This window comes from Amycolatopsis sp. GM8 (assembly GCF_021653975.1).
Classification (GTDB): Bacteria; Actinomycetota; Actinomycetes; order Mycobacteriales; family Pseudonocardiaceae; genus Amycolatopsis_E.
The window spans coordinates 70,661-93,823 of sequence record NZ_JAJKFK010000008.1 but is presented as its reverse complement, the minus strand read 5'-3'; the positions used below and the strand labels follow the sequence as shown (position 1 = coordinate 93,823).

At 68.8% G+C, this 23,163-nt stretch carries 24 protein-coding genes; 17 read left to right on the top strand and 7 right to left on the bottom strand.

All coding sequences use genetic code 11. The annotated features are described in order from the left end of the window. Positions 1-3 precede the first annotated feature (3 nt). Complete coding sequence (locus LOZ83_RS31715) at positions 4-2,328, bottom strand: fibrinogen-like YCDxxxxGGGW domain-containing protein (RefSeq protein ID WP_236795431.1); 2,325 nt, start codon at positions 2,326-2,328, stop codon at positions 4-6. Positions 2,329-2,330: 2 nt separating this feature from the next. Next, complete coding sequence (locus tag LOZ83_RS31710; protein ID WP_236795430.1) at positions 2,331-2,567, bottom strand: hypothetical protein; 237 nt, start codon at positions 2,565-2,567, stop codon at positions 2,331-2,333. Between the two features lie 224 nt (positions 2,568-2,791). On the opposite strand from LOZ83_RS31710, the gene LOZ83_RS31705 reads away from it, so the two are divergent. The 6 genes from LOZ83_RS31705 (at position 2,792) to LOZ83_RS31680 (ending at position 8,817) form a co-directional block, all read left to right on the top strand. After that, positions 2,792-4,438, top strand: a complete 1,647-nt coding sequence (locus LOZ83_RS31705) for an FAD-binding protein (protein ID WP_236795429.1) — start codon at positions 2,792-2,794, stop codon at positions 4,436-4,438. 119 nt (positions 4,439-4,557) lie between these two features. Continuing rightward, positions 4,558-5,337 (top strand): sigma 54 modulation/S30EA ribosomal C-terminal domain-containing protein, encoded by a 780-nt coding sequence (locus tag LOZ83_RS31700; protein WP_236795428.1) that lies wholly within the window; start codon positions 4,558-4,560, stop codon positions 5,335-5,337. 46 nt (positions 5,338-5,383) lie between these two features. Next, a complete protein-coding gene (locus LOZ83_RS31695; RefSeq protein ID WP_236795427.1) occupies positions 5,384-6,229 on the top strand; it encodes an SMP-30/gluconolactonase/LRE family protein in 846 nt (281 codons plus the stop codon). 38 nt (positions 6,230-6,267) lie between these two features. After that, positions 6,268-7,485 (top strand): PLP-dependent aminotransferase family protein, encoded by a 1,218-nt coding sequence (locus LOZ83_RS31690; RefSeq protein ID WP_236795426.1) that lies wholly within the window; start codon positions 6,268-6,270, stop codon positions 7,483-7,485. Positions 7,486-7,603: 118 nt separating this feature from the next. Further along, complete coding sequence (locus LOZ83_RS31685; RefSeq protein ID WP_308190349.1) at positions 7,604-8,314, top strand: SDR family oxidoreductase; 711 nt, start codon at positions 7,604-7,606, stop codon at positions 8,312-8,314. Further along, complete coding sequence (locus LOZ83_RS31680) at positions 8,311-8,817, top strand: helix-turn-helix domain-containing protein (protein ID WP_236795424.1); 507 nt, start codon at positions 8,311-8,313, stop codon at positions 8,815-8,817. Before LOZ83_RS31685 ends, LOZ83_RS31680 begins: the two co-directional genes overlap by 4 nt. A 25-nt stretch (positions 8,818-8,842) precedes the next feature. Here LOZ83_RS31680 and LOZ83_RS31675 read toward each other — a convergent pair whose 3' ends face one another. After that, the gene (locus LOZ83_RS31675; protein WP_236795423.1) at positions 8,843-9,157 is read right to left on the bottom strand and encodes a hypothetical protein; all 315 of its coding nucleotides are present in this window, start codon (positions 9,155-9,157) and stop codon (positions 8,843-8,845) included. Between the two features lie 364 nt (positions 9,158-9,521). Between LOZ83_RS31675 and LOZ83_RS31670 the strand changes: the two genes are divergently transcribed. Further along, positions 9,522-9,902: a DUF1508 domain-containing protein gene (locus LOZ83_RS31670; RefSeq protein ID WP_236795422.1), complete on the top strand. Its 381-nt coding sequence runs from the start codon at positions 9,522-9,524 to the stop codon at positions 9,900-9,902. A 110-nt stretch (positions 9,903-10,012) separates the two neighbouring features. On the opposite strand, the gene LOZ83_RS31665 is transcribed toward LOZ83_RS31670, so the two are convergent. Beyond that, positions 10,013-11,257: a lytic transglycosylase domain-containing protein gene (locus tag LOZ83_RS31665; RefSeq protein ID WP_236795421.1), complete on the bottom strand. Its 1,245-nt coding sequence runs from the start codon at positions 11,255-11,257 to the stop codon at positions 10,013-10,015. Positions 11,258-11,359: 102 nt separating this feature from the next. Continuing rightward, the gene (locus tag LOZ83_RS31660; protein WP_236795420.1) at positions 11,360-12,385 is read right to left on the bottom strand and encodes an NAD-dependent epimerase/dehydratase family protein; all 1,026 of its coding nucleotides are present in this window, start codon (positions 12,383-12,385) and stop codon (positions 11,360-11,362) included. 104 nt (positions 12,386-12,489) lie between these two features. Here LOZ83_RS31660 and LOZ83_RS31655 point away from each other — a divergent pair, with 104 nt between their 5' ends. Beyond that, positions 12,490-13,077: a TetR/AcrR family transcriptional regulator gene (locus LOZ83_RS31655; RefSeq protein WP_236795419.1), complete on the top strand. Its 588-nt coding sequence runs from the start codon at positions 12,490-12,492 to the stop codon at positions 13,075-13,077. Between the two features lie 23 nt (positions 13,078-13,100). Here LOZ83_RS31655 and LOZ83_RS31650 read toward each other — a convergent pair whose 3' ends face one another. Next, the gene (locus LOZ83_RS31650) at positions 13,101-13,727 is read right to left on the bottom strand and encodes a dihydrofolate reductase family protein (protein ID WP_236795418.1); all 627 of its coding nucleotides are present in this window, start codon (positions 13,725-13,727) and stop codon (positions 13,101-13,103) included. A gap of 36 nt (positions 13,728-13,763) precedes the next feature. Then, positions 13,764-14,582 carry a fumarylacetoacetate hydrolase family protein gene (locus tag LOZ83_RS31645; protein ID WP_236795417.1) on the bottom strand — a complete coding sequence of 273 codons (819 nt, stop codon included), beginning with the start codon at positions 14,580-14,582 and terminating at the stop codon, positions 13,764-13,766. A gap of 126 nt (positions 14,583-14,708) precedes the next feature. On the opposite strand from LOZ83_RS31645, the gene LOZ83_RS31640 reads away from it, so the two are divergent. The 9 genes from LOZ83_RS31640 to LOZ83_RS31600 are packed head-to-tail and all read left to right on the top strand — an operon-like array spanning position 14,709 to position 23,145. Next, the gene (locus LOZ83_RS31640) at positions 14,709-15,179 is read left to right on the top strand and encodes a MarR family winged helix-turn-helix transcriptional regulator (RefSeq protein ID WP_236795416.1); all 471 of its coding nucleotides are present in this window, start codon (positions 14,709-14,711) and stop codon (positions 15,177-15,179) included. Positions 15,180-15,218: 39 nt separating this feature from the next. Beyond that, on the top strand, positions 15,219-16,619 hold the full coding sequence (locus LOZ83_RS31635) for an MFS transporter (protein WP_236795415.1): 1,401 nt from the start codon (positions 15,219-15,221) through the stop codon (positions 16,617-16,619). Beyond that, complete coding sequence (locus tag LOZ83_RS31630) at positions 16,612-17,736, top strand: Xaa-Pro peptidase family protein (RefSeq protein WP_236795414.1); 1,125 nt, start codon at positions 16,612-16,614, stop codon at positions 17,734-17,736. Before LOZ83_RS31635 ends, LOZ83_RS31630 begins: the two co-directional genes overlap by 8 nt. Next, positions 17,736-18,644: an aminopeptidase P family N-terminal domain-containing protein gene (locus LOZ83_RS31625; RefSeq protein WP_236795413.1), complete on the top strand. Its 909-nt coding sequence runs from the start codon at positions 17,736-17,738 to the stop codon at positions 18,642-18,644. Before LOZ83_RS31630 ends, LOZ83_RS31625 begins: the two co-directional genes overlap by 1 nt. Then, positions 18,641-19,720: an ornithine cyclodeaminase family protein gene (locus LOZ83_RS31620; protein ID WP_236795412.1), complete on the top strand. Its 1,080-nt coding sequence runs from the start codon at positions 18,641-18,643 to the stop codon at positions 19,718-19,720. Before LOZ83_RS31625 ends, LOZ83_RS31620 begins: the two co-directional genes overlap by 4 nt. Then, the gene (locus tag LOZ83_RS31615) at positions 19,717-20,211 is read left to right on the top strand and encodes a 3-isopropylmalate dehydratase (protein WP_236795411.1); all 495 of its coding nucleotides are present in this window, start codon (positions 19,717-19,719) and stop codon (positions 20,209-20,211) included. The genes LOZ83_RS31620 and LOZ83_RS31615 overlap by 4 nt, the downstream gene beginning before the upstream one ends. Continuing rightward, positions 20,208-21,467, top strand: coding sequence for an aconitase/3-isopropylmalate dehydratase large subunit family protein (locus tag LOZ83_RS31610; RefSeq protein WP_236795410.1), 1,260 nt, complete (start codon positions 20,208-20,210; stop codon positions 21,465-21,467). Before LOZ83_RS31615 ends, LOZ83_RS31610 begins: the two co-directional genes overlap by 4 nt. Beyond that, positions 21,464-22,651, top strand: a complete 1,188-nt coding sequence (locus LOZ83_RS31605) for an aconitase family protein (RefSeq protein ID WP_236795409.1) — start codon at positions 21,464-21,466, stop codon at positions 22,649-22,651. Before LOZ83_RS31610 ends, LOZ83_RS31605 begins: the two co-directional genes overlap by 4 nt. Beyond that, positions 22,648-23,145, top strand: a complete 498-nt coding sequence (locus LOZ83_RS31600; protein ID WP_236795408.1) for a 3-isopropylmalate dehydratase — start codon at positions 22,648-22,650, stop codon at positions 23,143-23,145. Before LOZ83_RS31605 ends, LOZ83_RS31600 begins: the two co-directional genes overlap by 4 nt. The last annotated feature ends 18 nt before the right edge of the window (positions 23,146-23,163 follow it).

Sequence of the window (23,163 nt, the reverse complement as noted above, 5' to 3'; positions counted from 1 at the left end):
TGATCAGCCGGCGACGGTCGCCGGGGTGGACGCCGAGCGGTTACCGGTCGCGTCGACAGCGCGGACCCAGTACTTGGCAGCGCCGGCCGGGGCGGTGAAATTGCTGCCGCCGACCGTCGCGATCACCCGGTCGTCACGCACGACCTCGTACACCGGGCTGCCGCTGTTGTCGGTGGCCTTGTTCCAGTGCAGGTGCACACCGTCGGCCTCCTGCCGGGCGGACAGGCCCAACGGCGCCGAGGGCGCGATCGTGTCGCGGCCGCACACCTTGCCGAACCCGCCGAGCCACTGGTACCCGGTGCCCACCCACGGACCGCGGATGAAGTCGCCGCCGAACCACAGGCAGCCGTTCTTGTCCCCGCGCAGCGCCCACGGGCCCATGTTGTTCCGGCCCCACAAGCCCGGAATGTAGAACTGCGGCAACTCCTGCCCGGTCTCCGCGTCCCACGCGCCGACGAAATCGATCTTGTTGACGTCGCTCGCGCTCGCCGGGGCCTTGCCGAGGATCGTCGGCCGCGCCCCGTCGCCGAAGCGGTACTGGAACTTCAGGCAGTGGCAGGCACCGTAAGCGACCCCGTTGATCACCGTCGACGCCTGGAAGTCACCACCATGCCTGGTGACGGTGGAGTTCCGGTAACCGAAGTCGCCGCGGTCGTAGAGGCCGAACAGGTGCTGGGTGCCGCCGAGCCACACCTTGTCCCCGGCTTCGGTGACGGTCTGCTGGTACAGGATCTTCTTCTCGTTGCCCACCATCGGTTTCACGCCGGCCAGCGGTGCGCCCGGCGCAGTGGAAACGGCCGCTTCCGGGGCCGTGGCCGTGCCATTGACGTGGCTGAACCGGCCGACGAAATAGACGCGGTCCCCGTGCTCGCTGGCGTCGAGCTCGTACACGGGCCCGTCGATATGCGGTTTCCACGCCGGGTCCGGCGTACCGTCCGCGAGGCTGACCCGTGCGCCGTTCTTCAGCGTGATCGGCGTCGTGGTCTTCCCGCCGGTGATGCGGTTGAAGTTGCCGCCGAGGTAGAGCCAGCCGTCCTGCTGGTCCATCGAGCGCACGTTCGAGATGTCCGTGCCGTTGGTGACATGGGTGGTCCAGCTGGTGTCGACCTCGCCGGTGTTCGCGTCGAGTTTGGCCAGCGATCGGGTGTCCGGCTTGCCGTTGACGTTCGTGAAATGACCGCCGACGAGCAGTTTCCCGTCCGGCCCGGCGGACAGCGAGTAGACCATTCCATCGAGCACGGGACGGAACGCAGGCCGCCATTCGCCGGTGTTCACATCGAACGCGGCGAGATAGGACTGCTCGACCTTCTCACCGGGCCCCGGATTGGGTCCTTTTTGGACGTACTGGAACTTGCCGCCGACATACACGGTGTCGCCGATGAACGCGAAGTCCTCGACCTCCATGTTCCGCTCGTCATACTTGCCGCCGACGAAACCGCCCTTGATCCCCGTGACACCCCACGGTGTCGGCTCGGTGACGTTCTTCATCAACGGCCGCACCGTGGACGCGGCACTGCCCGAGTCCGGCACGGCGGGGAAGGACGGGCTGGTGATCTTCGGCCGGATGAACACCTGCGCGAACGGGATCGCGTGCCCCTCGTTCTTCCACTGCCACAGGTAGCTGTTCGGGTTGTTGCGGCCCACCACGGTCTTGCCGTACGAGAACCCCATCTTCCGGTTGTGGCCCACCCAGTCGTTGGTGAAGATCCGCAGCCCGCCGTTGTTTCGCGGGGCATTCCAGTTCTGGGTGTTCTGGGCCGCGTAGGCTTTTCCGTTGACCGTGACCCGGTTGAGCCGGATACCGCCGTCGAACGCCCAGGTCCAGTCGGCCGCACTGGCCAGCCGGTAGCGGATCTCCTGCCAGCGGGTGCCCTGGATGTTCGCCGCCCGCCGCACCCGGACACCGTCCGGGAGCTGACCCGGGCGGCTGCCGTCGAGCAGGCCGTTGATGGTCTCGGCGGGCAGCGTGGCGGGCGCGAACGCGGCCGGCCCGGACGGGTTCTCCCGCAGGTTCTTCGCCGAGCCCTGGCCGTTGTGGTAAAAGTTCCAGCCCTCCCGTCCCCGCCCGACGAGTACCCAGCCGCCGCCGTCCGTGGTCATGTCGCAGTAGAACTGCTGCGGGGCAACGAGACGCGGCGTCTGCAACCAGTAGACACCGTCCTTACTGGACGGAGTGCGCTGCTTGATCTCCCAGCACGACGCTGCCGCCTTGTCCGAAGTGGACCCATCGCGCACGACCGCAGCCGCGGCAGCCGGGGCCGCCACCAACGTCACGCCTGCCAGGCCGGCCAGCAGCGCCGACAAGCCTTTCCCGAGAAGCCCAGCCATGCTCAGCGAAGCCCGACAGCAGGCAGGATCGGTTTCTGCACCACGTTCGGCACCAGGCCCTTCAAGGTGAGGTGCTGTGCCGGCTCGAGCACGGATTGAACCGTCTTCGGAGCGTCCGTCAGACCGGCGAGCGGTGCTGGCGCCGGTGCCGCGGAGGCGGTCGACGCGAACAGCGCCGCCGCCCCGCCCAGGGCGGCGGAAGCAACACCGACGACAATGGCGCGACGCAGTGAATTCATGAGTATTCCCTCTCATCGAATAGCTTCTTCCTGCGGCGAGATTACGTCCCGGACCGCGAATCGGAGAGTGCGGAACAATGCGTTCCGACAATCGTGTGGACGCACGGACCTGGCCGGGTAGCGCCTGATGTGATGACTGCGGCGGGCGCCTTTGACTTTCCCGCCGGACCGGCTCATATCATCGGCATCCGGGGCGAAACTCATTGACGGAAAAGGGGATTCCCATGCCCGAAAAAGCGACGCCGAACCGTCGGCGCGTCCTGGTGGCCGGTGCCGCGGCCCTCGCTGCGGCCGGTTCCACCCGGCCCGCCATGGCCGCGCCGGTCCTGCTGAACCGCGCCGCGCCGGCCATACGCGGGGTCCGCACGATCAGCCCTGGCGCAGCCGAATACTCCGGACTGATCCGGGGCATCAACCAGCGCTGGGTCGGGAACCACGTCGAGGCGATCTATCTCCCGGAGGACACGGGTCAAGTCGCGCAGGTGGTGAAGGCGCTGGTCGACGCGGGCAAGCGGTTCACCGTCCGCGCGGGCGGCCACTGCTACGAGAACCACGTGTACAACGACGCGGTGCGGGCGGTCGTCGACGTCGCCCCGCTCACCCAGGTCGACCACCTGCAAGGCGGCATCATCGTCGGCGCCGGCACCAGCCTGGGCGAGTTCTATCGGACGGCACAACAACGTTGGGGGATCACACTTCCCGGTGGGGTGTGCGGCACGGTCGCCGCCGGCGGCCACATCCAGGGCGGTGGATACGGCCTGCTGTCCCGGAAATACGGGCTCACCGTGGACCATCTGCACGGCGTCGAACTGGTGCTGGCGGACGGCTCGGTCCGCTTCGTCACGCGCGACTCGGGCGGCGACGACGGCAAGCTGTTCTGGGCGCACACCGGCGGTGGCGGCGGGAATTTCGGTGTGGTGACCCGGTATCTGCTGCGCACGCCGGGCGTCGACGAGTACGCCCCACCGGAACGAATGCTGCCGAAAGCGCCGGGGCAGGTGTTCCTGCACATCCTGACGATCAACTGGTCCCAGCTCGGCGCCACCGAAAACGCCGCGAAGGCGAAACTGGCCTCGATTCTCGCGGAGTACAGCAAATGGTGCGTGGCGCACAAGAACAAAACCGGTGACGGCACCGAAAACCTGTTCACGCAGCTGTCGCTCCGCCCGCGCCTGTCCGCTTCCGCCCTGGCGCTGCGGATCCAGACCCAGGTCGCGATCGACACGCCGGACGACACCGCCGCGGCCCGGCACGTCCTGAAGGAATTCCTCCGGCAGGTCGTGCCCGGTTACGAAAACCAAGCGGACACGGCAAAACCGATGTCCTGGCTCAGCGCCACGCAACAGCTGGGAGAGGGCGGCACGAGCCGCCGCAAGCACAAGTCGGCCTACCACCGCTGGCTGTCGGGCAGCCAGATCTGCGGCCTGGTCGACACGTTCTGGGCGGCCGGCACCGGAGCGGACGGCGCGCAGGCCGTGCTCAGCACGTACGGCGCGAACGTCAACCGGGTGTCACGGGACGCGACGGCCGAGCCGCATCGCGATTCGGCGTTGAAGCTGCAGTACCTGATGTACTGGTCCGATCCGGCCGACGACGATCGGCACCTGTCCTGGATACGGCACGCGTACGGCACGGTCTATCGCGACGAAGGCGGCCTTCCGGCGGCCGCGAACCGCGATGTGAGCGGGACGTCCACGGACGGCTGCTTCGTCAACTACCTCGACGACGACCTGCCCGGCGAGAGCAGCGACCCGAAGTACTGGGGGCTCATGTACTACGGCAAGGACACGCTTACGAAACTGCGCGCGGTCAAGGCGAAGGCCGACCCGCACAACGTGTTCAGGTCGAACCAGTCCATTCCGGCCGCTTGATGACCGTCTCATGATCGAAAAGGACCTTCTGCCCTAGCCCGCCGCGGACGAGCCCGACAAAACTGGCCCGTCGAATCGAGAGTTTCGCAACTCTGCAACTGCAGGTGAGGGCGGGTTACGTGGTGAATGGCGAGGTCGCGGTGCAGACCGCAGGCGAGGTGCTCGACGGTGCGCGCGATTACGTGCAGCGGTCCATCGGATCCTTCGCGCGCCGGCTGACCGGTGAGGTCGAGGCGGTGCGGATGCGACTCACCACGTTGCGGCAGACGTCCACCGCGCGGCCCGCGCTCGCACAGGTCAACCTGACCGTCGACGGGCGGCCCGTCCGGGCGCAAGTGGCCGCGGCGTTCTTCCGGGAGGCCGCCGTGCTACTCCGCGCCCGCCTGTCCGGCCACCTGACCAGGCTGGCCCACCCGGTCGTGCCGCGCTCGTGGCCGGATGCCGACCGTCGCCGCAGCGGCCCGCCCGCGGTGGAGATCAAGCCCGCGCAACGCCGGATCGTGCGCCGCAAGTGCTACCCGCTCGCCCGCTGCCGGCCCGACGAGGCCGCGCTGGTCATGGACGTCATGGACTACGACTTCCACCTCTTCGTCGACGCGGACACCGGCCAGGACAGCATGGTCCACCGGATCGGCCCGACCGGGTACCGGCTGGCCCGGCTGTCCGGGCTGCGACCCCCGGCCCCGCCCGCGTCGATGCCCTGGACCATCAACGTCCACGACATCCCGCGGCTCACCCCAGGCCAGGCCGCCGGACGGCTGGACACGACCGAGATGCCCTACCGGTTCTTCCGGGACACCGCCACCGGCCGAGGCAGCGTGCTCTATCGCCGCTACGACGGCCACTACGGCCTGCTCACCGCCACTCCCGGCGAAGGACATGGACCCGCCGTGAAATAGTTGTATGATTTGCCTGTTGCACGTCGCGACGGCAAAGGAGCCACCGTTGAGGTTCACCGCACTCGCCCAGGGCTTTGGGTTCGCCGAAGGCCCGGTCTGGGCACCCGACGGCACCCTGTGGATCAGCTCGATCTCCGAAGGCGCCGTCTTCCACCTCGACCCCGGCGGGACCGTGCTGGAGCGGATCGAGGTCGGCGGCGGCGCCAACGGCCTCACGGTGGACCACGACGGCACGATCTACGTGGCGCAGAACGGCGGTATCTGGGGCGGCAAACCCGGCACCGAAGCCGGGATCCAGATCATCCGCGGCGACCGGGTGGACCATCTGGTGCGCGGAATGGACGCGCCGAACGACCTCTGCTTCGGCCGCGACGGCCGCCTCTACTTCACGGACAGCCGTGCCCAGGGTAAGCCGGCCCAGCCGGAAGGCCAGCCTCCCGGGCGCCTCTACTCCGTGCGGCGCGACGGTTCCGACCTGCGGCTCCTGCACGAGGGCCTGCCGTTCATCAACGGACTCGCCTTCGCCCCCGACGGCGAGAAGCTGTACCTCGTCTCGACCGGCGCGCCGCATTACCTGGTACACGGCACCGTCTCCGCCGACGGGACGCTCGGGCCGCTCGAGAAGTTCGTCACCCTCGAAGCGGGCTGGCCCGACGGGATCGCGGTGGACGCGGCGGGCAACGTGTGGGTCGCGGCGACGGTCGATCACTCGGTGCAGGTCTACTCCCCCGATGGCGCGTTCGTGGAGCGCATTCAGCTTCCCGAGGGCTCCCAGCCCACCAACCTGTGCTTCGGCGGCCCCTCCCTCGGAACGCTGTACGTCACGGCTTCCAAAACGGGTGAAGTGCTCGTCTCGCAGACCGATACGCCCGGTTTGGCGCTGCACGGCTGATCACCCACGTAACAGATCCCGGACAGGAAGGAAGCCCGATGTCGGCCGGCCTGGTCAGTGAGTTGCTCTCCGAAAGCGCGCGAAATCCCCAACCGGGGTACTTCCCGAGTCCGACGGTTCCGGTGCGCTTTCAGTTCGAGCAGGGTGCCCCGTCGCCCGACGCGTTCCCGGTCGAAGCGCTGAACGAGGCGACGCTGGCCGCTCAGCGAAAGTACGGCCCGCTGCTCTGCGGTTACTCCGACGGCAATCGGACCGACATGAAGTACGGCACCCTGAGTCTGCGTGAAGCCGTGGCCGCGTGGCTGGAGAAGCGCGAAGGGCGGCCGTTCTCCACCGAGCAACTGATGCTGACCAACGGCTCGGCCCAGGCGATTTCGCTGGCCGCCAAGGCTTTCCTGGATCCTGGCGACGGGGTCGTCGCCGAGGCACTGACCTTTCCGTTCGCCACCGACTATTTCCGGGCGGACGGCGCCGAGATCGCCCGTGCCGCGATGGACGAACACGGTTTGCTCGTGAGCGAAGTCGAGGCGCGGCTGGACGAGTTCGCCGCACGTGGCGTCAAACCCAAGATCATCTACACCATTCCGACGTTCCAGGTGCCGACCGGACGCGTCCTTCCGCTGGACCGGCGCAAAGCCCTCCTCGAACTGGCCGCCGAGCGCGGGGTCCTGGTGATCGAGGACAACTGCTACTACTCGTTGCGCTACAGCGGTGAACCCGTTCCGTCACTGCTCAGCCTGGACACCCACGGCATCGTCCTGCAGTCGGACAGCTTCAGCAAAGTGATCGCGCCCGGTCTGCGCATGGGCTGGATCACGGGATCGCCACCGGCCATCGAGGCGCTCGGGGCGGTGCGGCAAGACCTCGGCGTCAGCCAGTGGAACGCTCGCGTCCTGGAGGAGTTCGTGAGCAGCGGCGCTTTCGAGACGCATCTCGAGAACGTGATCGCCCACAATCGGGAAAAGCGCGACGCCGCGTCCGCCGCCTTGCGCCGCTACTGCTCGCAGTGGCTGGATTTCACCGATCCCGAGGGCGGCATCTTCTTCTGGATCAGGCTCGCCGACAACATCGATTGCGACCAGTTGCAGCAGAACTGCCTGGAACGGGGCATCAGCGTCCGTCCCGGCGAGGTGTTCAGCTCGGATCCCGGCGCGGCGCGCTACCTCCGGCTCGGCTTCCTGCCGCCCTCCAGCGAGGACCTCGAACTCGGCATCAAGATCTTCGGTCAGGCGCTCGAACGCAGCCAGACCTCCTAGCGCCGGGAGCCGGACTCGACGGGCCGACTGGACGACGTCGCCTCATCTGGCTACTATTTTAATAGTCAGATGAACGGCGCCGGGCCAAGCTCGGCTACACGGAGGAGCAGTACCCCAAGTGACATCGCTTGATGGAGCAGTAGTCCTGGTGACCGGTTCGAACGGCGGGCTCGGGAGCGAGTTCGTCTCGCGCGCGCTCGCCCGGGGGGCGGCGAAGGTCTACGCCTCCGCTCGAACGCCGCGCACCTGGGACGATTCGCGCGTCGTCCCGCTGGAGCTCGACGTTGCCGACGGGGCGTCCGTCGCCCGCGCGGCGGCGGCATCCGGCGACGTGACCGTTGTCGTCAACAATGCCGGGGTTCTGGGACCGATGTCCCTCCTCGAGTCCGAGCTCAGTGAGGTGCGCGCCGCCTACGAAACCAACGTTTTCGGGCCCATCGCGGTCGCCAAGGCCTATGCGCCGACCCTGCGGGCGGCGGGCGGTGGCGCCCTGATCGACGTGCTGTCGGTGATGAGCTGGGTGCCCGGGCCCGGCGCCTACTACTCCTCGAAATCCGCCTTCTGGTCGGTGACCAATTCGCTCCGGCTCGAATTCGCCGAGCAGGGAACACAGGTCGTCGGGGCTTACCTGAGCTTCGTCGACACGCCGTTCACCGCGGCACTCGAGGTGCCGAAGGCGGACCCGGTCTCGATCGTCGACGCGATTTACGACGGGTTGGAGTCCGGCGCCACGGAGGTCTTCGCCGACCAGCCGAGCCGCGACGTCCGCGCACTGTTGTCCGGACCTGTCGAGAAGTACAGCGACGGACTGTTCCGGAACGCCGGGTGACGCAGCAGTTGAGCGACGACCATTTCTGCTCCATCCAGCGCGCCCTGGACCTGGTCGGGGAGAAATGGACGTTCCTCATCCTCCGCGAGGTCCTCATCGAGGGTGAGACGCGGTTCGCCGATTTCGGCAAGATCCTCCGCATCGGCCCGAATATCCTCGCCGACCGGCTGAATTCGCTGGTACAGGCCGGCATTCTGGAGCGACGCGAGTACCAGGAGCGGGGATCCCGGACGCGCGCGAGCTATCACGCCACCGCCATGGGGCTGAGTCTCCGGCTGGTGCTCGCCGCTCTCCAGCAATGGGGAGACGACCACGTTCCCCACCCGGCGGGCCCGACCCAGGAGCGCGTGACGGCCGATGACCGCCGGCCCGTCCGGGTCACGTTCGTCGATGACCTCGGGCGGCCGCGCGAGGACGGCGACGTCCAGTGGCTACGGACCGCCGCGTATCCGACAGCATTGCGGGAGGCCTCGGTCGGAGCCAGAAAACCGCCCGAGACCTGAGCCCCGTGGCTCCTGGCGCCGACGGTCAGTCGCGGGGCCGGCTGAGCTCTTCGCCCAGGTGCACCATGCGGTTCGCCAGGTTCCCGCTCCACCGGTCGACGGTCGCGGCGACACCGGTGGACAGCCGGGCGCCGCGCTCCGCCGCCGCCTCGGTGAACCGCGCCCCGGCCGTGGCCGCGCGCTCGGCCAGCAGGTCTCCGGCCTCGTCGACCCAGGCGGCGCCGCGCCCGGAGAACCGGGCCAGCTGCTCGCTGGTCTCGGTCCGGGCGCGTTCGGCCAGCCCGCCCGCCCGCACCCGAAGGTCGCGGATCAGCCGGCTCAGATCCGTGGGGATGGGCATGAACAGCTCCTTCAGCCAGTGCTACCCCGAGTAACTGTTACGTCGGGTAACAGCATACGGAGACATCGCGCTTCCGGGCAAACCCCCCACTGTCCACTGAAGACAGCAACCGATATTTATACCGCCGCCGTTCGGAGTAGCGGGAGGGCGTGAGGTCTGCTGTTCACCCGACAGCCGTCGCGCCTTCACCTCTGGCAGTAACTTTCACACTCGCCGCACGCGATTTCCCCATGGGGGGATGACGGTTATTCACCGGATACCGAGTGGCCGCGCGACCGGCGGCCTGTGGGGAAGCACAAATGAAGAGAGACCTCAGCAATCAGCGAGCGGTTCTTGACGGTTTCCTGATGCCGGGTGGGACGGCATGAGCAGGTTACCGAGATTTCAACTGATCAGCGGGCAGTCGGACGCCACCCGGTGGCGGCTGCTCGGCGCGAACAACGTTTCCCTCGGCGTGGGGGCGATCGATTATGCCGACGTCGCCGAGTGCCTCGCCGCCATCAAGTGGTTGTGCGGGAACATCGACCGGACCCGGGTGGAGTTCAAGCACCACAGCGGGATCCAGTGGCGCTGGGTGATCCACGACGACACCGGCGCGATCGCCACGGCGAGTCATCCGTACGGCCGGAGAATCGAAGCCAGAAGAGCATTCGACCGCTTCGTATCAGCTGTCGGAACCGCGACGGCATACAGCGAAAACGGCAAGATCTCGGACTGGCGGACCAAATACCGAATCGACTCGTGAACGATCTCGCCCGGCGCGGCGCGACGCGGAATCACGCCGCGCGCGCCCGCCGGGCATTAACCGGCATGCTACCGGACTAGGAGGAAAGATCCTGCCGGCGAACGACCCGGCTACGCCGAAGCGGGAGCTTCGGTGGTGGCCGGGTCGGTCGCGCCCGTCGTTTCGGCGGGCGGCGGCTCGGTGGTGGACGACGCGGGCGGCTCGGTCGTCGTGGACGGCTCCGTGCTGACCGGCGGCTCGCTCGTCGTCGAGTCCACTGTGGACGAACTGGTCGTGGTCGCGCTGGTCGACGAGGGCGAACTGGGCACGGTCGGTCCCGCGGGCCCGGAGCCGGGCGGGGTCGTGCCGCCCGGGTCGGTGACCCGCCCCGGCAGGGTGATCGCGCCGGGCGGCGGCAGCACCCCCGGTCCCGGCGGTGGCGGCAGCACGACGGCGGCCAGCTGGGCCGCGGCCGCGGCGATGTCGGGTACCGCGGTGACGACGAACAGCGGGCCGCTCCCGTCCGCGACGGGCACGGCGCCGCGCTCGTAGGCGTCCGCCCACAGCAGCACTGTCCGGACGTAGGAGTCCGAGGGGTTGTAACGGAAAACGGCCTGCGCCCGTTGCTGTGGATCGCGCAGGTCGCCGCCGCCCGCGCACAGGTACCGCCCGGCGGCCAGCGCCTCGTCGTAGATGTTGTGCGGGCTGGCCACGCCGTCGCCGTTGCCGTCCGACGCCCACTTGCGCCACGTCGACGGGATGAACTGCATCGGACCGACCGCGCGGTCCCAGACCGGGTCGCCGTCGAGGGCACCGCCGTCGGTGTCCGCGATCGCCGCGAACGCGCCGGCCCCGTTCAGCACCGGGCCGAGGATCGGGGTCACCGTGCCGCCATGCTGGTCGAGCCGCCCGCCGCGGGCGTGGCTGGACTCGATCCGCCCGATGCTCGCGAGCAGGGACCAGCTGAGATGGCAACCGGGGTTCGACCGGGCGAGCAGCTTCTCCGCGTTCTGGTACGCGGCCAGCGCGGTCGCCGGAATGCCCAGCATGCCGGTGACCGGCGCGCCCATCGGGGTGATCGGGATGTCCGCCGGGAGGTTCAGCTGCTGCATGAGCATCAGCGGGTTGCCGGCCGCGGCCAGCACGTCCGGGCTCAACGAGGTGTCCGGCTGGGCCTGCCCGTCCACCCCGACCGATCCACTGTCCACTATGGACTGAGGTGGCAGCTCGCGGTAGGACGCCGGCATCGGCGGGCCGCCGGCGCCGACGAACGGGACCAGCGCGAGCGAAGCTGCGGCGAGCCCATAGGCCTTGGCGCGGCGGGCGGCGGCGATTCGTTGGCGCCGGATGAAGGCGCGGCGCTCCCAGCGTGACATGGAAGCCAACCTCTCCCGCGCCCGGGAACGTCGTCAACCAGCCTGGCGGGACCCTGTCCGGTGATTCACCTACGTGCCATCGGGCCTTCCCCGGGCGGCCATTCAGACCACGCCCCACTCGATGAGGCTGCGCCCGCAGCCGACCACGGTTTCGGCGGCCGGGCGCGGCTGCCAGTCCAGCATCTTGCGCGCCTTGCCCGTGCTGTGCCGGTTGCGGCGGCCCAATCCCGGCATGACCGCGCGCAGCGAGTGATCCCGCAACGCCGCCAGCCGGACCACGAAATCGGGCAGCTGCCTCGCCGGCACCTTCGCGGCGGCGTCGCCGAGCCCGGCCCTCAGCGCCGCCGCGATGTCGCGCATCCAGATGAACTCGCCGGTGCCGAGAAAGCGCTCTCCGGCGGCCTCGGGCGCGGTCATGGCGCGGATGTGGAGGTCGGCGATGTCGCGCACGTCGACGACTTCGAGCCCGATCCGCGGCACGCCGGGCATCTTTCCGCGCAGCATCCGGCGGATGATGTCCACCGAGCCGAGGTTGGCGCTGCTCAGGATCGGGCCGAACACGGCACCCGGCAGCACGGTCGTCAACGTGGCCGGGCCTTGCTGGGCGGCCATGAAATCCCACGCCGCCCGCTCGGCGATCGTCTTCGAGCGCCGGTACGCGGGCAGCGAAGGATCGTCGGCCGTCCACAACGTTTCGTCGGTGATTCCGTCCGACGCATAGGAAACCGGGCTCGCCGCGTTGGCCGCGGAGGTCAGGACCACACGTTCGACGCCGGCCGCGGTCGCCGCGCGGAGCACGCGGAGAGCGCCGTCGCGCGCCGGGATGATCAGCTCGTCCGGGTCGGCCGGGTTCTCCATCCCGAGCGGTGACGCGGGATGCACCACGTACGCGCATCCCGCGACGGCGGCGTCCCACCCGGCGTCGGCGGTGAGGTCCGCGACGGCGAAGCCGAGCCGGTCCCCCGGGTCCACGACCGTCGAGACCGCGTCGCGGACCGCCTGCTCGCGGGCGGTGGACCGGACGGTCGCCCGCACCCGGTAGCCGCGCCGGAGGAGCCCGGCGATGATCCATCCGGCGAGGTACCCGGTGCCCCCGGTGACGAGGACTCGCTGGTCGGCGTGTTCCATGAGGTGCAGGCCCCCTGATAAAGTGGATTGACGGAGAACTCTCCGCAAGTTCCGAAACTAGCGGAGAGCTGTCCGTGAGTCAACCGACGGAACCCGATGAGGCGATGAGTACCGACGACAAGTCTCGCGAGACGTACGTGACCCAGCGCGCCGCGGCGGCGCGCAACCGCACCACGATCCTCGAGGTGGCGCACGACCTTTTCGCCGAGTCGCAGACGGTCTCGATGAACGAGATCGCGAAGCGCGCGGGGGTCGGCGCGGGCACGCTGTACCGCCACTTCCCCACCCGCGAGGCCCTCATCCTCGCCGTCTACCGGCACGATGTGCAGAGGCTCGTGGATTCCGTCGACGAGGTGCTCGCGACGCAGCGGCCCCTCGACGCGTTCGTCACCTGGTTCGAGCGGGCCGCGGACTACATCCGGCTCAAGCACGGCCTCGGCGACGCGCTGCACAACGCCGCCATCCAGGACGCGATCAACGAGACGTACGCCCCTGTCGTCGGGGCGGTGACCCGGTTGCTGGACGCGTGCGTCGCGGACGGCAGCGTGCGAGCGGGCCTCGACCCCGGCGATGTGCTGCTGCTGATGGGTTTCCTATGGCGGGTCAGCCCGGACACGAGCGGTATCGCACAGGGCCGGCGACTCATCGAGATCGTCTTCGACGGGATCCGGACAGTCCGAAAAGGACAGTAACCTGCGGGCGGCCACCGAACCCCTTACCAGTTCCCGGTTTCCGGGCCCAGCGCGCCATACCTCACAGTGCCCTCCCGGACGTAGGAGGTGATCACCACGCCGTTGTCGACCGCGGTGACGGCGCCGGTGCGGAAGCCGGCGGGCCTGGCGCCCGCGCCGAACAGTCGCTTGCCGGTGCCCAGCACCACGGGGAAGACGAGCAGGTGGAACTCGTCGACGAGATCGTGCCGCAGCAGCGTCTGGATCAGGTCGCCGCTGCCGTGCACCTGGATCTCGCCGCCTTCGGATCGCTTCAGCCCGGCGACCGCCTCGGCGACATCTCCTTGCAGCAGCGTCGAATTCTCCCACGACACCTTCTCGAGGGTCCGCGACGCGACGTACTTGGGCATGCTGTTGAGCTTCGCGCCGATGGGGTCGTCGGCAGCGGCGAGCGGCCACGCGCCGGCGAAGATGTCGTAGGTCCGGCGGCCGATCAGCAGCGCGCCCGCCCGGTTGGTCAGGCCGGTCATCAGATCGATGAGCCGCTCGTTCATGAACGGCGCCGACCAGCCGCCGTGCGGGAAGCCGCCGTCGTCGTCCTCGCCGGGCCCGCCCGGGGCCTGCATGACGCCGTCCAAGGACAGGAAAGTGGTGACCAGTAGTTTCCTCATACCGGCACGTCGAACGGGGGCACCCGGAATCGACACTCAGCCCACCGGATTTTCGAGCAGCCCCACCTGGTCGACCTCGATCGCGACCTCGTCGCCCGTGCGCAGCGTGATCTCATCGCCCGGGACGGCCGACGTGCCGGTCGCGAGGACGGCCCCGCGCGGGTACACCTCGCCACGGAACAGGTATGCCGCCAGCTCGTCGAGTTTGCGGTGCAGCCGGGCCGTGCTGGTCTCGCCCGACCACAACACGTCGCCGTCGCGCCGGATGCGCACCGAGATGCCCAGCGCGTACGGGTCCTTGATCTCGCTCGCGGGCACGATCCACGGGCCGGCCGCGCACGCGCCGCGGAAGATCTTGGCCTGCGGCAGGTACAGCGGGTTCTCGCCTTCGATGCTGCGTGAGCTGACGTCGTTGACGATCGTGTAGCCGACGATGGCGCCTTCCGCGTTGCACACGATGCCCAGTTCGGGCTCGGGCACGTCCCACGCCGAGTCCGCACGGACGCCGATCGGGGCCCCCGGCCCGGCGACCCGCCAGCCGATGCTCTTGAAGAACAGTTCGGGCCGTTCGGCCTGATAAACCCGGGCGTAGATGTCCGCGTCGGCGCTCTCGTGCATGCGCGCCTCGCGGGACACCTCGTACGTCACGCCCGCGGCCCACACCTCGGTGTCGTCGTCGACCGGTGCGAGCAGGGCCGGGGGCGGGGCCTCGGCCAGCGGCACGGCGGCGAGGCTTGCGGTGAACTCGGCGGCGGGCAGGGCAAGCAACGAGCCGAGGGTGGTGCCCGCCGGGAGCGCGCCGGCGCGGTTGCCGTCGAGCACGCACCAGCCGTCGCGGGTCTTCGCCAGGCGCATCGGCGTCCTTTCCCCTGCCAGGCAAGCACTTCCGGCGAGTCAAATGTCTCTCTTGCCCACGGCCACGGTACGGAGGTAACTTCGGGCTCGTCAATGTTTCGGGCACCGAAAGTTCTGGTGAGCGAAGTGAGTGAGCAGGAACGTCCCGCGGCGCCGGGCAGCCCGGCCGCCCAGCCACTGGGCGAGATGATGTTGTCCTTCGCGGGCCGGCTCACCCGTCTGCAGACGGAGATCCTCGCCGGGCTCGACGTGCCCCTCACGATCCGGCAGTACCGGATCCTGACCCGGGTCGATGCCGGGCACACGTCGCTGAGCGCGTTGTGCCGCCTCGCGCATCGCAACCCGCCCGCCATGTCCGAAAGCGTCAACAAGCTGGTCAAGCAGGGACTGCTGACCCGTGAGACGGAGGCGGCGGACCGGCGCACGATGGCGCTGGCCCTGACCGCGGCCGGGCGCGTGGCCCAGGAAACGGGCCGCCTGGCACTGGAGAAGTTCAGCGCGGAGCTCACCGCCGGGCTGAACGAGCAGATCAGAGCAGATCTCCTCACCGTCATGCAGCGGCTCTACACCGAAACGGAGAGCCGGCTCGACGAATGACGGCGAGGGGTGGTCGTGCACAGAGAGGTGTCACCACCCATGGCCAGTACCCCTGGGACGGACGCGCAGCTGCTGCATCGTCTGGACCACTCCCCCTTCACCCCGCGGCACACCCGGATCTACCTGACCGCGCTCGCGGGACACTTCTTCGACGGATTCACCATCAACCTCACCGGTTTCGTGCTGCCCGGGGTGATCGCGGCGTTCGCGCTCACCAGCGGCCAAGCCGGGGCGCTCAGCTCCGCGCTGTTCGCGGGCATGCTCGTCGGCGCCGCGGTGGCCGGGATCATCTCCGACCACTTTGGACGGCGCTACCCGCTCGCGGTGGCGATCCTGATCTTCGGCGGGTTCTCGTTGCTCGCCGCGGTCGCCTGGAGCTACCCGGTGCTCGTCACGGCCCGGACCGTCCAGGGCATCGGGCTGGGCGCCGAGATCGCGATAGTTCTGCCGTATATCACCGAATTCGTGCCCACCCGCAGACGCGGCCCGCTCGTCACGCTCGCGACCGCGGCCTGGCTCATCGGACTGCCGGTGGCTTCGGCCGTGGCGATCGGGATCGTGCCGGCGCTGGGCTGGCGGTCGATGTTCTACGTCGGCTCGCTGCCCATCGTGATCGCGCTCCTGGTCGCGCTGACACTGCCGGAATCCGTGCGGTACCTGGCACGTCGCGGGCAGCACGAGAAGGCGGCCGAGATCGTCGAAGGCCTCACCCGGTATCCGGCCGAATCCGCACCGGTGGTGCCGGTGGCGCACGGTGGCCGTCCGGGCTCGGTGCGGGATCTGTTGCGCGGCAAGTACTTGCGCTACACCGTGTCGATCTGGGTGATGGAGGTCTGCGCCGGTGCGTTCCTTTATGGACTGTCCACTTGGTTGCCGACCGTGCTGAAGTCGCGTGGTATCGGGCTGTTGTCGAGCTTCGCGTACACCGGCATCATCACCGCGGCCGGGGTGGCCGGGGCGGTGTTCGCGGGTCAGCTCGTCAACCGGGTCGGCCGCCGCTGGGCGCTGGCACCGGCGTTCCTGCTCAGCGGGCTGCTGTGCCTGCTGTGGGGCGCGGTCTCGGGCACCTCGGCCGTGGTGGTGACGGGCGCGCTCGCGACGTTCTTCGGCAGCGGGATCGCGGGCAGCACCCTGTTCGTCTACGCCAGTGAGCTGTACCCGACGGCGAACCGCGCCACCGGGCTCGGCTGGGCCGCGGCCTGGCAGAAGGTGGGCGGGCTGCTGATGCCGGTCACCATCGGGCTCGTGCTGTCCTGGCACGTTTCCTCGTACGTCTTCTTCGTGTTCTTCGCCGTCATCTCCGGAATCGCGGCGCTGGCCGGGGTGATCGCGACGCTCGAGACGCGTGGCAAGAGCGTCGAGCAGATCGCCGCCGAAATGTCCACACAGGACTCTGTGCCTTTGGTAGCCGCCACTGTGGAATCGAGGATGAATGACTGACCTGGAAGAGCGGGACCTGCGGTACCGCAAGGTCCGCGACGGCATGGCCGAGGGCGGGCTGGACCTGCTGCTCGCGTTCGGACCGGGCTGGCGCCGCGAGAACGTGCGCTACCTGTCCGACGCGCGGGTGACGGGCAGCGCGGCTTTCGTGGCCCTGCCCGCGACCGGCGAGCCGAGCGCGTACTCGACGCGGTCTCAGGATGCGGCGGCCATCACCGAACGCGGCTGGGTCACCGACGCGCACTTCCTGGACATGACCGCGCCCGACCTGGACCGGTTGCGGGACAGCGGGGCGAAGCGGATCGGCATGGCGCATCTCGAACTGCTGCCGTCGATGCTGCTGAACCTGATCCGCGAAGCCTTGCCCGGTGCGGAGATCGTGTCCGCCACGGCGCTGCTGGACGCCGCGCGGATGGTGAAGAGCGAGTGGGAACTGGCGCGGATGCGGCGCAGCGCCCAGGTGTGTGCCGCGGGCTGGCAGGCGTTCGTCGACGTCCTTGAACCCGGCCTGCCCGAGTACCGGATCGTCGCCGCCGTCGAGGCCGAGATCAAACGCCTTGGCGCGGAAGACAATTTCATGCTCATCGCGTCCGGAAAGGACGAAGTGCGCGGCATGACCCCGCCCTCGGCGCGGCTGCTCGAAGACGGCGACATGGTCCGCACCGAGCTGACCCCGCAGATGGACGGCTACTGGCTGCAGATCTGCCGGTCCGCGGTGGTGGGCAAGGCCAGCGACGCGCAGAAACGCTCGTTCGACCTGTTCAACGAGGCCGTCGAAGCCGGGATGTCGGTGGTGAAACCGGGGATCACCGCGCACGAGGTGGCCGTGGCGCAGAACGACGTCTTCCGCAGCGAGGGCTACGGCGAGTACTGCACGAGCCAGTACACCCGGGTCCGCGGGCACGGGCACGGGCTGCATCTCGACGAGACGCCGATCATCGAGGGCAACCACACGGTGCTGCCGGAGAACGCCGTGTTCATCATTCACCCCAACACGTTCACGCCTATCGCGGGCTATCACGTGCTCGGCGACCCGGTGCGGGTGACCGCCACCGGGTGCGAGGTCCTTGTCGAAACCGAGCGCAAGCTCTTCCAGACCAGCGAGGTGAACGCCTGATGAAGCGAGGTCTCGTCGTCCTCGACCCCGCGGAGATCCCGGAAAACGAATGGCACCAACGGATCGACCGGGTACGCGAGCGGCTGACCGCGGACGGGATCGAGGTCGCGCTCGTCTACGGCGACGTGTACCGGTCCGACGACATCGCGTACCTGACGAACCTGTGCATCTATTGGAACGAGGGCCTGCTCGCGATCCCGGCCGATGGTGCTCCCGCGCTGCTGACGAAGCTGTCGCCGCGGGTGCACACCTGGATGCGCCGCACGTCCACGCTCACGGATCTGCGCAGTGGCAAGGCTTTCGGCGCGTTGGTGTCGGCCCTGCTCGCGGATCGGGAGCCCGGCACGCTCGGTCTCGTCGACGCGGGCCTGTGGCCCACGGCGCTGATCGACGAAGTCACCCACGCGGCCCCGGGCTGGGTGGTGCGGCCGCTCGACGGTCTCGTCCGGCAGCTGCGCCTGCGGCCGTCCGAGCCCGAGAAGACCCTGCTGCGGCAGGCGGGTGCGGTGCTGGCCGAGGCCGCCTTCACCGGCAACGTTTCTGACGTCGAGCAAATCGTCCGCGACGCCGGGTTCACCGATGTCTTGGTGCGGCCCACGGCGACGTCGGTCGAGATCACCGGGCAGTACCGCAACAACTGGCTGCGCGTGGCCCGCGACGAGTCGCTGGCCGCCGATCTCGAAAAAGCCGTGGACGCGGTCGGCGACGGTGTGAAAACCGGTTCGATTCCCGGCGCCCGCGTGGTGCATCACGTCGATCTGTCCACCGGCGGCGAGTATGTCGGCCAGCCCACCGACCGCGTCCTGAGTGCCGGTGAGGTCGTTGTGGTCGCGATCGAACGGGACGGCGCCGTCGCCGCCGACACCGTGCTCGTCACGGATTCCGGAAAGGAGGTCCTCACCTCATGAGGATTCTGTCCAATGCGGACATCGAGAAGGTGCTCACGCCCGATGAGACCATCGACGCGCTGGAGACCGCGTATCGCGAGCTGTCCTCGGGCCTGGGCGCGAACCGGCCCCGCAACCACACGTACTTCCCCGTCGAGGACCCGCGGCATCCCGGTTTCCGGTTCCGCTTCAAGTCCCAGGAGGGCGGGAATGTCTCAAGTGGAGTGTGGGCGCTGCGCATCACGTCGGACATCGCCGGGGTCGAGACGCTGGCCAGCGGGGTCAAGCGGCGCCGCCTGATCCCGGCCGCACCCGGCGGCCGGTACGTCGGGCTGGTCACCTTGTACAGCATGGAAACCCTGGAACCGCTAGCCATCCTGCACGACAGCTTCATCCAGAAGATGCGGGTGGGCGCGACGTCCGCGATCGGCATCCGCGAACTGTCCAATGAGGATGTTCGGGTGGCGGGAATGTTCGGTTCCGGCTGGCAGGCCGAGGCTCATCTGGAGTGTTTGCTGATGGTGCGTCCGAAGATCGAGGAGGTCCGGGTCTACAGCCCTACGCCCGAGCACCGCATCAGCTTCGCCAAGACCTGGAGCGAGCGCACCGGCCGGCGGATCGTCGCCGCGGAAAGCCCGCGGGAAGCGGTCGAAGGCTGCGGGATCGTCACCTGCGCGACCGCCGCGATGGACCCGTGTTTCGATGGCGCCTGGCTCGAACCCGGCACGCACGTCACCGCGATCACCTCGCCCGACGGCACGGCGACGCGGCGCGAGCTGGACGACGCGACGTTCGACCGCGCGGACCGGATCGTCGTGCTCTCCCGCGAACAGGTCCACCACGACAAGCAGTTCGACATCCTCGGACCCGTCGAGCGCGGCCGGATGAAGTGGGAGGACATCAAAGAACTGGGCGACATCCTGCTCGACGACTCCCCCGCCCGCGCCGCCCGCGACGACGTGACGATCTTCGCGAACAACACCGGCATGGGCATCCAGTTCGCCGCGGTGTGCGCCCGCGCGCTGAAACTGGCCGAGGAGCGGGAGCTCGGGCATGTCGTACCGACCGACTGGTTCCTGGAGGAGACGAGCCCGTGACGGAGACGAGGACCGGTGGCGCGCCGATCGTGTTCGGCGACGACGTGAACACCGACGTGATCATCCCCGGCCGCTACCTGGTCAGCATCGACCCGGCGGAACTGGGCACGCACGCGTTCGAACCGCTCGGACCCCAGGTGCAGGAACACCTGCGGCGCAGCGATGTCGTGGTGGCCGGGCGCAACTTCGGCTGTGGCAGCGCCCGCGAACAGGCGGCGAGCTGCCTGACCGGCGCGGGTATCAAGGCGGTCGTGGCCGTCTCGTTCTCCCGGGTGTTCTTCCGCAACGCCATCAACACCGGGTTGATCGCGGTGGAATGCCCGGACGCGGTGGCCGCGATCGGCGAGGACAGCACGGTCTGGGTCGATCCCGACGCCGGGGTCGTCGAGGTGGACGGAAAGCGCTTTCACTTCGCGCCGTACCCGCGGGGCATCAAGGACATCCTGGCCGCCGGCGGGCTCATCCCCTATCTGATGCGGAGGAACGCATGACCGCGAAGACGTTCGCGCAGAAGGCACTCGAACGCGCCTCCGGCGAGACCGACCTGCAGCCCGGGCAGATCGTCGACGCCTTTCCCGACCTGTACATGAGCCACACCGCGAGCTGGCGCTGCATCCGCACGCTGGAGAAGATGGGCGTCGAGGAACTGTACGATGTGGACCGCATCGCGATGGTGATGGACCACATCTCCCCCGCACAAACGGCGAAAACCGCCGCGGACCACCAGCTGTGCCGCGAGTTCGCCGCGAAGATGGGCGTAAAGCACTTCTTCGACGTCAACGCCGGGATCGCGCATATCGTGCTGATGGAGAACGGGCTCGTCAAACCGGGCCAGCTGATCATCGGCACCGATTCGCATTCCACGATCTACGGCGCGCTGGGCGCGTTCGGCACCGGCGTCGGGTTCAGTGAGATCACCGCCGCGTGGGTCACCGGCAAGCTGTGGATGAAGGTGCCGCAGAGCATCCGGGTCCAGGTCGAGGGCGGGCTTCCGGCCGGCACCTACCCGAAGGACGTGATGCTGCGGCTGATCGGCGACCTCGGCGCGGACGGCGCGACGTACTGCTCGGTCGAGTTCGGCGGTTCGTTCACGGAAGCGATGTCGGTCTCGGAGCGGATGACGTTCTGCAATCTCGCGATGGAAATGGGTGCGAAGAACGCGTTCGTCGCACCCGATCAGACCACTGTGGACTATCTCGACGCGGCCGGCGCACGAGACTACGAGGTGATGCTGCCCGACCCGGACGCCGAATACCAGCGAACGGTCACTGTGGACGGTTCGTCGTTGACGCCGCAGGTCGCGGTGCCGCACACGGTGGACAACGTGGTCGGCGTGGACGAGGTCGCCGGCACGAAGGTGAACCAGGTGTTCATCGGTTCGTGCGCCAACGCGAAGTACGACGATCTCGCGATCGCGGCGAAAGTCCTTGCGGGACACCGTGTTGCCGACGGGGTGCGGCTGATCGTCACGCCCGCTTCGGCGTCGGTGATGGCCAAGGCCGCCGCCGACGGGATCGTGAGCACGCTGATCGAGGCCGGCGCGATGCTCACCAACCCGGGCTGCGGCGCGTGCGCGGGCAACGGCGGAGCGATGGCGGACGGCGAGGCCACCTTCTCCACGGCGAACCGGAACTTCCAGGGGCGGATGGGAAGTTACGACTCGAAGATCTACCTGGGCAGCCCGGCCACCGCGGCCGCGACCGCGATCCGGGGCAGTATCGCGCACCCGGCGGAGGTCGACGGATGAACACGGTCGAGAAGATCCTGGCCGCCAAGAGCGGGAAGTCCACTGTGGAACCCGGCGAGATCGTGATCGCCGATGTGGACCGGCTGATCATGCACGACCTGTCCGGCTATCTCACCGCGGGTGTGTTCGACAAGCAGCCGGGCGCGACGGTGAAGTACCCGGACCGCGTCGTGATGGTGTTCGACCACCACTTCTCGCCGCCGACCGAGCAGCAGGCGAAAGTCCTGCAGTTCAACCGGGACTGGGCGCACAAGCACGGAATTCACCTGTTCGACTGCGGCAGCGGGAACATCCACCACGTGCTGGTGCGGCGCGGGCTGGTCGAGCCCGGCATGATCGTGGTCGGCTCGGACAGCCACACCCCCGTGCACGGCACGGCCGGCGCGCTCGCGGTGGCGCTCGGCAACGACTCGCACGCGGGAACCGTGCTGCCGTACGGAAAAGCGTGGTTCAAGGTGCCGGAGACGGTGCGCATCGAGCTGGCCGGGACACCACGGCCGGGCACGTCGCCGCGTGACATCGCGCTGTGGCTGGTCGGGCAGATCGGCGAGGGCGAGCTGAACTACGCGTCGATCGAGTTCACCGGGCCGTACGTGAAGCAGCTGGGGTTCTGGGACCGGTGGCTGTTTCCCTTGCTGTGCGTGGATCTCGGGGCCAAGTGCACGTTCGCGGAAGCCGCCGAGACCGGCGATCCGGCGCGGGTGCTGCGGTTCGAGGTCGGCGACGTCGTGCCGCAGGTCGCGTGCCCGCCGACCGTGGGCAACCTGAAAGCGGTGGGCGAAGTGGCCGGGAAACCGTTCGGCTGGGCCGAACTGGGCGGGCACGGCGGCGGGCGGCTGGAGGACATCCGGGTCGCGGCCGCGGTGCTGCGCGGGCGAAAGGTGCATCCTTCGGTGCGGTTCAACATCGTGCCGTCGAGCCGGGAGGTGTTCGCCGAGGCCGCGCAGGAGGGTCTTGTCCTGGCGCTGCACGAGGCGGGCGCGACGTGGTTCCCGCCGAGCACCGGCTCGAACCAGGCGATCAACATGGGCGCGATGGCGCCGGGTGAGGCGATGATCTCGACACATTCACGGAACTTCCCAGGCCGCAACGGAAGTCCGGAGGCGGAGATGTACCTGGCGTCGGCGGCGACGGTCGCGGCCTCGGCGGTCGCGGGCGTGCTCACCGCGGAGGTGGGAGCATGAGGTTCACGGGTCGCTGCTGGAAGTTCGGGGACAACATCCCGACCGACCGGCTGGTGAAATCGCAGTACGTGTTCGAGCCGATGTCGGAGATCGTCAAGCATGTGCTGGAGGATCTGAACCCCGCGTTCCCGGCCGAGGTGCGCCCGGGCGACATCGTGGTGGCCGGGCGGCACTTCGGCCAGTCCTCGGGCCGGGCGATCGCGACGAAAGCGTTGCAGGCCACCGGAATCGGCTGCGTCGTGGCGGACACGTTCGCGCGCACGTTCTACCGGAACTGTTTCGAGATCGGCCTGCCCGCGCTCGCCCTCGACGGAGTCACGGACGCGGTGAGCGACGGCGATGTACTCACCGTGGACATCGCCACCGGCGATTTCCGCAACGAGAACACGGGCGCGACCCGTACGGGTGCGGCCGCCGACCCGTTCCTGCTGCAGATGCTGGACGCCGGCGGCCTGATCAAACTGGCGGCGGCGCGCAGCGACCTGTTCGCGTGAAACGTCTCCGGGCCCGAT